The organism is Candidatus Accumulibacter meliphilus (assembly GCF_036625345.1).
In the GTDB taxonomy this organism is placed as follows: Bacteria; Pseudomonadota; Gammaproteobacteria; order Burkholderiales; family Rhodocyclaceae; genus Accumulibacter; species Accumulibacter meliphilus.
This window is the reverse complement of sequence record NZ_JAZKTZ010000001.1, coordinates 543,776-556,996: the sequence shown is the minus strand read 5'-3', so window position 1 is coordinate 556,996 and position 13,221 is coordinate 543,776. Positions and strand designations below refer to the sequence as shown.

The window sequence follows — 13,221 nt, the reverse complement described above, 5'->3', positions numbered from 1 at the left end:
GCCGAAACTCACCGTGAAAATTCTTGAATACACCGGTCTTGACACTTCGCGCGTCAAGGCCAGCTACCGCAAGGTGGCTGATGCCATCGCCCGCAACGACTTTCGTGCCGCACAGGTCAAGAAGCTGGTCAATCTCAGCCACGGCAGGTTCTACCGCGCCCGGCTCGACGACGCCGACCGGCTGCTGTTTTCGCTGGTTCGACACGGCGACGAAGTCTGCGCGCTGATGCTGGAAGTGATCGCCAATCACGACTACGACAAGTCGCGCTTTCTGCGCGGCGCGGCGATCGACGAGAGCCGGATCCTGGACATCGACGCCGACGAGGCGATCGGTGAAGCCTTGCCGGTGCGCTACCTGCACCCGGAGCGGACGACGATTCACCTGCTCGACAAGCCGATCTCCTTCGACGATACGCAGGAGGCGATCTATCGCCAGCCAGCGCCGCTGATCGTCGTCGGCAGCGCCGGCAGCGGCAAGACCGCGCTGACCCTCGAGAAACTCAAGCACGCCGAAGGCGAAGTGCTCTACGTCACGCACTCCAGCTACCTCGCGCAAAGTGCCCGCGACCTCTATTACGCGAACGGCTTCGAGCACGGCGGCCAGGAAGCCGTTTTCCTCTCCTACCGCGAATTCGTCGAGTCGATCCGCGTGCCGCCGGGTCGCGAGGCGAGCTGGCGCGACTTCGCCGGCTGGTTCGCACGCCTGCGCCAGACCTTCCGGGAATTCGACGGCCATCAGGTGTTTGAGGAGATCCGCGGCGTGCTTGCGGCCAGCGCCGGCGGCGTCCTCTCGCGCGATGACTATCTGGCGCTCGGCGTGCGCCAGTCGATCTTTCCGGTCGATCAGCGCGACCGACTCTACGACCTCTTCGAGAAGTACCGCGGCTGGCTCGCCGAGGCGAAGCTCTACGACCTCAATCTGGTCGCCCAGGACTGGCAGGCGCTGGCGGCACCGCGCTACGACTTCGTCGTCATTGACGAGGTGCAGGACATCACCACGGTGCAACTGGCGCTGGTCCTCAGGACCTTGAAGAGGCCGGGCCACTTCCTGCTCTGCGGCGATTCGAACCAGATCGTCCATCCCAATTTCTTTTCCTGGAGCCAGGTCAAGAGCCTGTTCTGGAAAGACCAGAAGCTGGCCGAGCGGCAGGAACTGCGCGTGCTCACCGCCAACTTCCGCAACGGGCTCGAGGCCACCCGTGTCGCCAACCAGTTGCTGAAGATCAAGCACCGGCGCTTCGGCTCGATCGACCGCGAGAGCAACTTCCTCGTGCAGGCCGTCGGCGGCGAAGCCGGGCAGGTCGCGCTGGTGCCCGACAAGGACGCCAGCAAGCGCGAGCTCGACCAGAAGATTCGCCAATCGACGCAGTTCGCCGTGCTGGTGATGCGCGACGAGGACAAGGCCGAAGCCAGGAAGCACTTCGCAACGCCGCTGCTGTTCTCGATCCATGAAGCGAAAGGACTCGAATACGACAATATCGTCCTCTACCGCTTCATCTCCGACCACCGCGCCGAGTTCAGCGAGATCGTCGACGGTGTGGAGGCGGCCGATCTGGCCACAGATACGCTTGACTACCGGCGGGCGAAAGACAAGACCGACAAGTCACTCGAGGTCTACAAGTTCTTCGTCAATGCCCTCTACGTGGCGCTGACACGCGCGATCAGGAATGTTTACGTGATCGAGTCGGATACCGGCCATTCGCTGTTCGGGCTGCTCGAAATGAATCTCGGGCAGGTCACGGTCGAAGCCAGGAAGTCGAGCCTCGAAGACTGGCAGAAGGAAGCGCGCAAGCTCGAACTGCAGGGCAAGCAGGAACAGGCCGAGGCGATCCGTCGGACGATCCTCAGGCAGACGCCGGTTCCCTGGCCGGTTTTCGGCGAAGCGAAAGTCGTCGAGCTGCTGGTCAAGGTGTTCCGCGAGCAGCTCCCCGGCGCCAGAATGAAGCAGCAGCTCTATGAATACGCGACCTGCCATGACGAACCGCAACTCGCCACATGGCTGGCTGAGGAGGCGAAGTTCGACCAGGCGGCGAACTTCGCGCAGCAACGCCCGACCTTCGGACGGAAGACCTACGTTCCCTACTTCGCCAGCCATTTCAAGGACATCCTGAAGCAGTGCGAGCAGTACGGGAGCGAGCATCGGCTGCCGATGAACCTGACGCCGCTGATGGCCGCGGCGGCGGCCGGCAACGTCCCGCTGGTCGAGGCCTTGCTCGAACGCGGCGCCGACCGCGACGCCGTCGACCACTATGGCTACAACGCGCTGCACTGGGCGCTGCGCGAGGGATTCCGCGATGCGAAGTTCGCCCGCGGCCCACTGGCCGCGCTTTACGAACAGCTCGCCCCGATGAGCGTCGACGTCAATACCGGCGAACGCCTGGTGCGCCTCGACCGGCATCTGTCCGAGTACTTCCTTTTCCAGACGCTATGGGTTCTCTTCAAGTCGCGCTTCACCCATTGCCAGCGGCGGACCAACGGCGCCTTCGAGACGCAGGCCATTCTCGACTCCTGGCAGCATCTGCCGGCCAATATCGTCCGTCCGGAACGCAACCGGCGCTCGCATCTCAGCAGCGTGCTCGGCCGAAATGAAGTGGACCGCGATTACGCGTACAACCGGGCGCTGTTCAAACGCGTCGCCCAGGGCTGGTATCAGTTCAATCCAAAACTCGCCGTGCGGCGGCGCCAGGGCGACGAGGAGACCTGGACGCCGGTCTATGCGGCGCTCAATCTGCCGCTGATCAACGAGTTCTCCCGCCAGAATGACTGGGACTGGCGGGACGGCATCCCGAAGGCCATCGACAGCTATCTCACCCTGGCGGGGCTGCCACAGCGCAGCCTGCCGATCGCCACCGAACGCGCCAGGACGCAGGAGCAAAAACGTCTGGCCGAAGCGCGAACCCTCCAGGCGCAGCGCGCGGCAGCGCGGGCGGCGGAGCGGGCGGCTGCGGCGGAGCGGCTGGCCCGCTGGGGCTCGGCCGAGGCCAAACGCATCGAGCTCGAACGTGTCCGACGTGAGATCGAGGCCCGCAAGAAGGGCTGACCCGACCGACGGCTTTCCGCCGCAGAAGCGCTGCCGGGACGGCAGACGAGACGGTGGCTGGCGGCTGACGGTCAGCGCTGGCTGCGCAGGGCGGTCACTGCGGACAGCCGCTGCATGCCCAATCCACAAGCTTGAGGGAATCGTCCGTCGCGCCGGTCGTAGTAGCCACGGCAGCTGACGCCGCCGACCGCCAGCAGGCGCCAGCGCTTGACGTGCAGAGAAAACTCCGGTGCAGCGAACACGTTCCACACCACCTAAGGACGCCCCAGGTCGGCGCAGGCGCGATAGCTGTCGTTGTCGTTGTCGGGTAGGCCGAACTCGCGGCTAGCGAAGTCGTCTATGGCCTTCGCCTCCGCCAGTTGCTGCCGCAGTCGCGGATCGCTGGCGGTGGCGCCATGTGTTCGCGACAGCCATTCCATGATCGAGTGCCCGAGCAGTGCCGGCATTCCCGGCACCGCAGTCAATCGTCGCGCGCGGTAGCTGCCCAGACAGGGGTGTGCCAAGGAACACCGCCCGGCGCAGGCGCGGATCCATCTCCAGGATGACGAGACCGCCGAAATGGAGTTGGCCGTCCTGTCCAACATGTCCCTCTCACAGCGCATTCCTGCCGAAGAGACCTTGCGACCCCATGTGGAGACCAACATTCGCGAGCGCAATGCCAAAGCCCAGCCCGTCAAGCGGCGGTTCACAGTGCAGGATGCCCGCCGCAAACTCGCTCGGCTATATCCACGCGTTTCAACATGACTACTGGTTGACGAAGTCTGATTGTTCTCTGGTCCGGACACCCAGATTCCGCGATTCGAACCGCATAGATCCCTTGGAGGGGCCGTATTTGCAGGCTTTCCGGTAAACTATCGGTGTCGAAACGAGCACCGGTTGGGTGATCCAGGGGGGCAGGAAGATGAGGGAACTGGCACAGACTGTGCTTCCGTTCAAGGTGGAAGCGACGGAGGAGCGGCTGACGGCGAATGCCGGTCTGGCGCTGTTCGGCGAGTTCATCGGAGGCCTGGGTCTGAAGCGCTGGCTGACCACTGAGATGCCCAAGCCAGGCAGTGCGCGGGGCTATGCGGCGAATGCCTTTGTCACGCCACTGGTGCTGATGCTCACCGGTGGCGGACGTTCGCTGGAAGACCTGCGTACGCTCAAGAACGACACGGCGCTGAACCAGGTGCTCAAGCAGGACGTCTTGCCGAGCACGGACGCGGTGGGGGACTGGTTGCGCCGGACCGGTATCGGCACGGGACTGGACGGACTGGATCGGATCAACCGGCGAGCGGTGGCGACGCGCATTCGACAGATCGGGATCAAGGCGCACACGCTGGACGGAGACGCCTCGCAGATCGTGGCCGAGAAGGAAGCCGCACACTTCACGTACAAAGGTGAACAGGGCTATATGCCGATGATCGGTCACCTGGCCGAAGCGGGTGTCGTGATCTACGACGAGTTTCGGGAAGGCAACATCGCCCCGGCGACGCAGAACCTCGAATTCATCCAGGCGTGCGAAACGCGCTTGCCGAAGGGACACCGCATTGCCCAGGTTCGTCTCGACTCCGCCGGTTACCAAGCCGACCTCTTCAATTACTGTGAAGACACCGGCAAGACCTTCGCCATCGGCGGACGGTTGGACGCACCCACCCTGCAGGCCATTGCCGAGATTCCCGAAACCTCGTGGAAAACGTACGCCGACTGCGCTGTCGCCGAGACCGTACACAGCATGGGCGAGACGAAGAAAGCCTTCCGACTGATTGTCGTGAAGTACCCGCGCCAGGCCGAACTGTTCGACGATGCGCCAAAGTATCATGTGATTGCCAGCAACCGGGTCGAATCGGCGGCCGACACCCTGATCTGGTATCGGCAGCGCGGCGAGGTGTCCGAGAACGGCATTAAGGAACTGAAGATTGGCTTTGGCATGGAGCGCATGCCCTGTGGGCAGTTTGCCGCCAATGCCGCCTTCTTCCGCATCGGCGTCATCGCGCACAATCTCTTCGTACTTTTCAAGCATTCCGCTCTCGGCGAGGGTTGGCAGCGCCATCAAGTCGCCACCGTACGCTGGCGCCTGTTTCACCTGCCGGGCAAGCTCGTGCGGCATGCCGGCGCCTGGGTATTGAAGATCGCCAGCGAGAACCTCGACCTGTTCCAGCGTATCCGCGCCCGCAGCTTCGCCTGCGCTACGGCGAATCCCAGCCCGTAGTTCCTCGCTTCCTCCACGGCGGTAACGAAACCCCTGCGGTGAGGCACGGGCGGTCCCGTTCGTCCCGAGCGGCCGCGATTATGCCAGAGGGATCTCGCCAGCCCGCCTGACGACACCCGAGGGCGTTCGCCGTGGCTTCGCGCCTTCCTGCGCGCTCGTTCGGACGTCTCCGGAGCCTCTCGATCCGCCGTCGCTGGGCCGCCACATACGCGATCGCGGAATTTGGGGGACAGCGGCGGCTTTCGGCGCTGTTCCTGTATGCGTACAATCGGCCAGTTGCGGCCGGTCGCCTTACCGCCACAGCAGCCATCTGAACAGCCACTTGGTTCTGAAACCTGCCGGAAAGCCTACGCCAGCAACTCGGCCGGGGCCAATGGTGACGAGTTAACTTTCCTGCGTCCGCTGTAACGTGTACCCCTCCCAAGGCCACTGACCGATCGGTGTTCAGCGAGGAGCAACTTGACGCCCTTGGCAACGAGCTTTACGTCCGCTCGCGGCCACCTAGACTGAGGCAGCCCAATCCAGCGCTTTGGGACGATCATGCAACGCTTGCACGACGTCGCGGGTTTCCGAATTCATTGATCGCGAGGCGAGCATTGCACTTCAAACTTGAGACGGCCAAATGCTACGTGTGCCCCCTATACCGGCAACGGTGGAACGGAATTTCCACCCACGGGTTGGCCAGAATGGTTGTGTGGCATAATTTAACGCCTTAAATGTTGAAGATGTGATACGCCAGTGACTCCGTCCCACGCCACCCTCAGCCACCTGCTCGACGATCTGCTTGGATCGAGCGATGTCGTGTTGCGGGCACGGGCGGAGAATGTCCGCTTCGAAGAGCGTGTTAGTCAGCAGAGGTGGGGGTGCTATGAAGCCGAGCATCCGCCGGCCGGCTCCTCCTATGAGGACTGGCTTGAAAGCCACAAGGACTATCTGGAGGGTCTTGTTTACACGGCACTGCCCGAGACTTTCCTCTCGGTAAATTCCGAAGCCGCCCTCCCGGCCGCCGTAACGTCCGACCTTGGCGAGGGGCAGATACTTATCCGTGTGGAGTCTCTGGACTATGCCTTGGGAGAATCCAAGGTTGGTTCGTTGGCGAATCTTGAAAATGTCCTGGCCATCTACAACAACCAGCGCCGTGACCCGAACGTCACTGCTGGCGACGCCAAGGCTCTCCTTCACGAAGTGTGCCGCTCACTCAACCAGAACCCCTATGCGGTGCGGCCACGCTTCGCTGCCTTTGCCCAGGAGCTGGCGGAAGACAGCGAAGCCCACGACTGGCCTTTGCGGCTACGCGACCGCCTCGGTCTGGCGCACCTAGCGCCCACCAACGCTTTCGGACCTCACCCTGTGGCGCTGATGCGCTACACCGTGAAAGATGTTGCTGAACATGCCCGCAAACTCAATGCGAACCATCCTCTCGCGGTGCCTACGGTACTGGATGCGGAGCCCTACGAAATTTTCCATCCTTCGCCGCGGGAACAGAATTACGGTCGGACCTTGGATCTCGCTGGTGCTGGCGATTGTGACCGGCTCGCCTCCGAGGTTCTGCACTTGCGGATAGACTACGCCCCGAGCAACCTCTGGAAGGTGGGTGCCATCACGACGCGGGCGGACACCTCGTCGGAGCGGCTGGCAAGGCTGCGCAGCGACCACTTGGCCTGCCTGCAACTTCTCAGCGATCGGGATGATTTCGGAATTCTATGAACGCCACTCTGGACATACCCCCGTCACGCCATCCCTGGCTCCATCGCCTCGCCACCGAGCCGGAGCGGGCGGTAGACACCTTGCTGCGCGGGGTTGCCCACCTTCCTGGTCTGCAACGGGCCAGCCCCAGCGAAGCGCTGATGGCGCTACTGGGCGACCTGCCACCGGAGGCGGCGGAATGGGGATTAGTCGACCAGGCATTGTTGAACTGGCTTCAGACACGGCGCAAAGTGACCGACGGCCTCCTCGGCCGGCCGGGGGGGGTGGAACGATTCATTCGCGAGACTGGCGAGGCTTTTCGGGCCGCCTGGCGGCTGAATCTCCCCGAAAGCTGCGCCTGGATTCGCGCCGAGTTATTCGACCTGCTGCGCTGGGCTGACTGCTTCAGCCTTGATGCCACCTTCGATCTGGGCCAGGCGGTGCTCGCCGCCGCCGCCCATTTGCAGCAGGGCAGCGAATTCCGCTTCCTTTGGCTGCGCATCTGCGAGGAGGTGGCTGTACTCCGCCTGCGCCACCGGCTCGACACGGCCCTGCTGGGCCTCGTCAAGACTCCCGAGGGACCGCTCGGAGGCCCCTCTCATGACCTCATCATCGGCCTGGCGCGCTGGGCCGCCCGATTGCCAAAGGACGACCAGGCCAAGAGCGAAGTGGTGCGGGAGTGGCGCGCCCTCAAGGGCGTCTTCCCGCGCCAGCCAGGCTTCTGGCGCGGACAGTGGGAAGCGATCCTGGACGATGACCGCATCGGCGCCCACCCGTTCACCACCTGGCTGCGGGAGTCCGACCCGGCCCTGCAAACGCCGACCAAGGCCGGGCAAGCGCGCCGGGTACCGCTGCTGCCGAAGGACATTCCGGGCGACATCGGCGAGATCAAACGGGAGTACCGCGAGCAGGGATTGAGTGAACCACTGTGGGGGAAGATGGCGGCATTGCTCGATCAGGTGGAACGTTACGCCGACGCCACCGGCGAAAGTTATTACCTAGTCACCAGTTGCACCAACATTGCCAGAATCATCCTGGACCGTGCTCCTGGCCATGCCCTTACTCTAACCCGCCGTGCCCTGCTCTGGTCACCCTCCAACGGCTACGCCTGGAGCGTGCGCGCTACCGCGCTCGACCGCCTAGGCCGCCCCGATCTCGCCCTGGCAGTACTGTGGGAGGCGATCCGCCGGGTTCCGTCCAACGCCGCCTCATACAACCAGCTTGCCCTGGACTGGGTCGAGCGCGGCGAGTTTGACATGGCGGAGACTCTGCTGCGCAAGGCCACCGTTTTTGATCCAACGGACGCTCCGAATGCCGTCGAACTGGCCCGGGTATTGTGGCTGCTTGATCGTGCCGACGACGCCATCCGCTTCCTGCGCGACTTCCTCGATCGCACAGAAACTGATGGCGCTCTCTACACCCTCGGCTGCCTGCTGGTCGCCGAAGGACGAGGTGGGGAGGCGGCCGAGGTGCTGGAACGATATCGCTGCGCTTACGGCATGAACCGCAGTGCTTTGACTCTCACGCGCCTGGTCTCCGCCGGAACGGATGGTCGAGAAGAGTCGCGGAAGCACCTACGCGCCTCGCGGCGGACCGGGGAGACTTCGGGCGGTCCTTGGGACAGGGAGAGTGCGGAACGGGCGCTGGCGGCCGAACAGACTGAGTCCCCCAGACTGGTGAAGATTGGCCGAGTGGCGCAAGCCGACCTGCTCTTCCAGCTGGGAACAGAGCGCCGCACCGACGCCCTGCGGCTGGTGGATGCGGCCCTGGCCGATCCAGCCGACTCCTACGCGCAGGTGGTGAAAGGTCTGGCGCTGCCCGAATACCGCGTCGAAATGGTGGGGCGGACCGGTCGCTTCTCCGGATCACTACCGGTTCGCCTGGCATTCACCCCGGACAACGTCACCGCCGAACACTGGCGGGATCTGGTCAGGAACTTCCCGGAAGGACAGCACCTGACCCATCTTGTCCAACTGGCCCGGGGACACGCGGACGACGCAGTTCATTCTGCCCTCTCCGCGTGGTGCCGTGAGCCTACCCGCTGGGATAACGGCTGGGATGAGTACCTCAAGGGGATGCTTCACCGTCATCTGGAGGGCGACGAAATCGGGGTCGACCTAAATACCCTGGCCCACAACGCCTTGACTCAGGCGGTGGACGTCGGCCTGGATGCCACGCCGCTGGCTGCTTGAACCGGCTCTTACGCACGTTGTACTGGCTGGCATTTTGTAGTGTTTTCTTTCGTCTGTTCAGCGTTTAGAACCGGGCATTGGCCCGTGCCACCCTCAGCTCCGACCGAGGCCTTGCCAGTGATCAGTCGGCTGGAACGGCAGCTCTACTTTGTTACCCACCATTCAGCACGCGGCTGGCTGAAGGTCCGGATTGGGTCGGAACCGGGCGTAGCGAAAAGGTCGAAGCAGCCGTTCGGCGCGATTTTCCGTCCTGCGACCGGGTAAGGCTCGCTGCCGGACGTCGGCGCAGCGTGGCGCCAGTCTCTGAAACGGGCGACGACCAGACGAAGGGCGCCTCTTTGCGACTGCCCGCTTGAAGGCAAGTGCCGGTCGTTGATTGTCGTCGCTCCGACTGCGCTTGCGCTTGCGCTCATAGCCACCGGATTTGCACGGTCTTACGCCGCCAACACGATGCGCGATATTCTGGCCCATGCCGGCATCGCCCGGACAAGCTTCGGCGGCGGCCAGAGCACTGGCCTCCTCCGCGCTCGTTCCCGAACGGTCGCTGCTCAAGTCTCATCTGCGGCTGCCGCGCTGGCCGCAAGCGGCAAGACCGGCTGTTACCGAGCGGCAAGCGTGCGTAGATGCTTGGCAACGATCAGCAGTTGTGCGTGATCCATGCGCGTGAGGAATTTGCGACTGACCGAGCTGAGCAGCTTGACCGCCCCGGATATGCCGAGCCGGGCCGACTGCTCGGCGACAAAGCCGACTTCAGCCTGTTTGAGCGGTTTCAGGAAATAGTAATCCATGCCCGCATCAATCAACTCCGTGACCAGGTCGGCGATGGCCTCTCCGTGGCGGGGCTCGGTTGGCCGTGTCTCGAGTGCCGAGAGGACTGTGTCCGTTTTCTCACGAAGCGCCTCTGAGTGATAGAAGCGCAGGGATGGCTGGGTGGAAGTGCTGGCCTTGGCTTTGGCCGTGCGCGGCGTTTTGGCGGCTATCGGAATGCTCTCTTTGGCGGCTGTCCTGGCGGCAGGAGTGTCGGCGGCTTTGGTCGATGACCTTGTTGTGCTCGGCACAATTTCTCCTTTGCTTTGTCGGGTTACGGTGTGGCTTGATGTAGATGGCGTGCCTTGCCGCATTGTTCAAGCCGGATCACAGGAACGCGAAATTTGCGTTGTCCATCTGCATCAGCGAGTGCGTGGGTGCCAGTGCGCTGCTGCGATGGGCGTCTGCCCGCGGCAGGAGGCGGGCAAAGTAGAAGCTGGCCGTCTGAATCTTGGCGCGATAGAAATCCGCGGATTCGCTGCCTTTGCCGTTGAGCAACAGCGTTTGCGCTTTCTCCGCTTGCAAGGCGAGGAAGTAGCCCATCATGACGTAGCCTGAATACATCAAGTAGTCCACGCTCGCCGACCCCACGAGATCTCGATCCTTGCCTGCGCGCAGCATGATGCGCAGCGTGAGGAGATTCCACTCCACGGCGCGCTTCATGATCGCACGCGCCATGGTGCCGGTGGGGCCGCGCGCAAACAAGTTGGCTCTTGCCAGGCGCAGCATGAGGCGCGTGAATTCGCGCACGCACTTTCCTTTGGTGCCGATCAATACCTTGCGTCCGAGCAGGTCGAGCGCCTGGATGCCGGTGGTGCCTTCGTACAGGGTGGAGATGCGTGCATCACGGGCGATCTGCTCCATGCCGTGCTCGTGAATATAGCCGTGCCCGCCGAACACTTGCATGCCGATATTGGCGGCTTCGAGGCCCATTTCGGTAAGAAAGCCCTTGAGGATGGGGGTGTAGAAGCCGAGTTCGTTGTCGTAGCGTTCGTAGTTGGCCTGGTCGTTTTCGAGCGTGGCGTTGAACATCAGGTCGGCTGTCTGGGCGGCCGCATAGATCATCGCCCGACCCCCTTCGGCGATGGCCTTTTGGGTCAGCAGCATGCGTCGCACATCGGCGTGCCAGATCAGAGAGTCGGCGTTGGCCTCGGGTTCCTTCTTTCCCGAGAGGGCGCGCATTGATCGTCTGTCTTTGGCATAGGCCAGCGCGCCCTGAAAAGAGGCTTCGGCGTGGGCGACACCCTGGATCGCGATTCCGATTCGGGCGGTGTTCATGTAGGTGAACATGGCTTCCAGGCCCTTGTTGGGTTCGAAAATCAAGTGCCCGGTTGCCTCGTCAAAATTCAGTACGGCGGTTGCCGAGCCGCGAATTCCCATCTTGTGTTCGATGGAGCCGCAACTGACGGTGTTGCGCTGGCCGGCAGAGCCGTCCATGGCGACAAGAAACTTCGGCACGACGAACAGCGAAATACCGCGTGTGCCGGCCGGGGCGTCGGGCAGGCGGGCGAGGACGATGTGCACAATATTCCCGGCCAGATCGTGCTCGCCGGCCGAGATGAACATCTTGGTGCCGGTGAGCTTGTAGCTGCCGTCGGGCTGCGGCGCGGCCCTGGTCCTGACCTGCGCCAGATCGGTGCCGCACTGCGGCTCGGTCAGGCACATGGTGCCGGTCCACTCGCCGCTGACGAGCGATGGCAGATAGAGCGATTTTTGTGCCTCGGTAGCGTAGCGCAAAAGGGTGTTGATGCAGCCCAGGCTCAGTCCCGGATACATGTTGAACGACCAGTTGGCGGCGCCCATCATCTCGGTCTTGAACAGGCTCAGCGATGTTGGCAGCCCCTGGCCACCGTATTCCGTTGGAAATGACAGCCCCTGCCAGCCACCGTCGACGAACTGGCGGTAAGCCTCTTTGAAACCAGCCGGGGTAGTGACTTCGCCGGCGTTGAAGTGGCAGCCCTCCCGATCGCCGGAAAGATTGATCGGCGCGAGGACCTCTTCGCACAAGGTAGCGGCGCCTTCAAGTACGGCGTCCACGAGCTCGGGTGTCGCCTCGCCGCCGTTGGCCAGGCCCGCGTAGTGCGCGGGATAGTCCAGTACCTCGTTTATCAGGAAGCGCATGTCGCGCAGGGGAGCTTTATAGGTCGGCATGCTGCTGTCCTTCGAGAAGAGGGCAAAGTGACTCGGTGCCGCGTTCGCTGTGTGACCAGCGATCAGCGGCCACTTTTGCCGGGCTGCGACGCTTAGTGCACGAGTGTCCTCTGAAAACTTTCTGATTGCAAGCTTTCTCTTGCCGTCTATAGGTAGGAACATGATTGTTAAGCGATAATAGGTCAATTTCATGCACGTCATTCGATACACGTGTTTTTGTAGCCACTGAAACAGGAGTGCTGCCATGCCCCCCGATAGAACGGCATCGAAGAATCCCGAGTACCTGACACGCAGCGCGCGCAAGGACCTGACGCGCGCGAATCTGTTGCAGGCCGCGCTGACCTTGATGGGCGAAGGGCGCAGTTTCACCAGTCTTGGATTGCGTGAAATCGCCCGCGAAGCCGGCGTCGTCCCGAATGCCTTCTATCGCCACTTCCGCAATACCGATGAGTTGGGCCTGGTACTGGTTGAGGACGTCGGGATTACGCTGCGGCGGCTGTTGCGCGAGGCACGCAAGATGGCGGTGGCACCGCGCGACATGCTGCGGCGTTCCGTCAGCGTCTATCTGGAGTACGTAAAGCTCAACCGCTTGCAGTTCATGTTCATTTCGAGCGAGCGATCAGGGGGCAGCCGCATCCTGCGCCTGGCGATTCGCAATGATGTCTCCCATTTCACCAATGAAATGGCGCAGGATTTCCGGATGCGCGGCCTTTACACGCAACTGCCAACGGCAAGTTTGCAGATGGTTTGCGGGATGATCGTGATGACCATGCTCGCGGCGGCAACCGACATTCTCGACCTGCCGCCCGAACAGGCCCTGCTCGAAGCCGAAATGTCGGAAAACTTCGTGCAGCAACTCAAGATCATCCTGTTTGGCGCGACCCGCCTGAATGAGGAATTGAGCAGAAGCTGACGGCGACAGACAGCTACGGGTTTTGTATCTGGCGCGTCGGGCGAGAGCAAGCCCACCTCAGAGGCTGGAACCGGTACTGAACCCCGTTCCAGCGTTGCATGATCAATTCGTGTTGAGTAGTATCCATTTCGCGAGTGTCATGATGTTGGTCTTGAGTAAACCATCCAGCCGGAAATGACCGCCTGCACCCTCCGCTGTCGCTCCCGGCAGCGAAGGAGTCAGCCCTGCAGTGCCCGTTTCG

At 62.7% G+C, this 13,221-nt stretch carries 9 protein-coding genes; 5 read left to right on the top strand and 4 right to left on the bottom strand.

The genetic code is table 11. The features are described 5' to 3' along the window. Positions 1 to 13 precede the first annotated feature (13 nt). The gene (locus tag V5B40_RS02445; protein ID WP_332353037.1) at positions 14 to 3,040 is read left to right on the top strand and encodes an ankyrin repeat domain-containing protein; all 3,027 of its coding nucleotides are present in this window, start codon (positions 14 to 16) and stop codon (positions 3,038 to 3,040) included. Positions 3,041 to 3,111: 71 nt separating this feature from the next. On the opposite strand, the gene V5B40_RS02440 is transcribed toward V5B40_RS02445, so the two are convergent. Together V5B40_RS02440 and V5B40_RS25100 are read right to left on the bottom strand one after the other, a co-directional pair. Then, positions 3,112 to 3,282 carry a hypothetical protein gene (locus V5B40_RS02440; RefSeq protein WP_332353035.1) on the bottom strand — a complete coding sequence of 57 codons (171 nt, stop codon included), beginning with the start codon at positions 3,280 to 3,282 and terminating at the stop codon, positions 3,112 to 3,114. 12 nt (positions 3,283 to 3,294) lie between these two features. After that, positions 3,295 to 3,486, bottom strand: coding sequence for an aminopeptidase (locus V5B40_RS25100; protein ID WP_434735815.1), 192 nt, complete (start codon positions 3,484 to 3,486; stop codon positions 3,295 to 3,297). Between the two features lie 455 nt (positions 3,487 to 3,941). On the opposite strand from V5B40_RS25100, the gene V5B40_RS02430 reads away from it, so the two are divergent. The 3 genes from V5B40_RS02430 (at position 3,942) to V5B40_RS02420 (ending at position 9,109) form a co-directional block, all read left to right on the top strand. Continuing rightward, positions 3,942 to 5,231, top strand: a complete 1,290-nt coding sequence (locus tag V5B40_RS02430; protein WP_332353033.1) for an IS1380 family transposase — start codon at positions 3,942 to 3,944, stop codon at positions 5,229 to 5,231. Positions 5,232 to 5,969: 738 nt separating this feature from the next. Then, on the top strand, positions 5,970 to 6,938 hold the full coding sequence (locus tag V5B40_RS02425; protein WP_332353031.1) for a hypothetical protein: 969 nt from the start codon (positions 5,970 to 5,972) through the stop codon (positions 6,936 to 6,938). Then, entirely contained in the window at positions 6,935 to 9,109 is a 2,175-nt protein-coding gene (locus tag V5B40_RS02420) for a tetratricopeptide repeat protein (RefSeq protein WP_332353029.1), read from the top strand. Before V5B40_RS02425 ends, V5B40_RS02420 begins: the two co-directional genes overlap by 4 nt. Positions 9,110 to 9,708: 599 nt before the next feature. Here the strand turns inward: V5B40_RS02420 and V5B40_RS02415 are convergent. Continuing rightward, positions 9,709 to 10,167 (bottom strand): hypothetical protein, encoded by a 459-nt coding sequence (locus V5B40_RS02415; protein WP_332353027.1) that lies wholly within the window; start codon positions 10,165 to 10,167, stop codon positions 9,709 to 9,711. Positions 10,168 to 10,243: 76 nt separating this feature from the next. Continuing rightward, positions 10,244 to 12,067: an acyl-CoA dehydrogenase C-terminal domain-containing protein gene (locus V5B40_RS02410; protein ID WP_332353245.1), complete on the bottom strand. Its 1,824-nt coding sequence runs from the start codon at positions 12,065 to 12,067 to the stop codon at positions 10,244 to 10,246. 244 nt (positions 12,068 to 12,311) lie between these two features. Between V5B40_RS02410 and fabR the strand changes: the two genes are divergently transcribed. Next, complete coding sequence (fabR, locus tag V5B40_RS02405) at positions 12,312 to 12,980, top strand: HTH-type transcriptional repressor FabR (protein ID WP_332353025.1); 669 nt, start codon at positions 12,312 to 12,314, stop codon at positions 12,978 to 12,980. Positions 12,981 to 13,221 lie beyond the last annotated feature (241 nt).

Coding starts and splice junctions, on each gene's coding strand:
- V5B40_RS25100 (WP_434735815.1), bottom strand. CDS start 3,486: ATGCCGGCACTGCTCGGGCACTCGATCATGGAATGGCTGTCGCGAACA.
- V5B40_RS02430 (WP_332353033.1), top strand. CDS start 3,942: ATGAGGGAACTGGCACAGACTGTGCTTCCGTTCAAGGTGGAAGCGACG.
- V5B40_RS02420 (WP_332353029.1), top strand. CDS start 6,935: ATGAACGCCACTCTGGACATACCCCCGTCACGCCATCCCTGGCTCCAT.
- V5B40_RS02410 (WP_332353245.1), bottom strand. CDS start 12,067: ATGCCGACCTATAAAGCTCCCCTGCGCGACATGCGCTTCCTGATAAAC.
- fabR (WP_332353025.1), top strand. CDS start 12,312: ATGCCCCCCGATAGAACGGCATCGAAGAATCCCGAGTACCTGACACGC.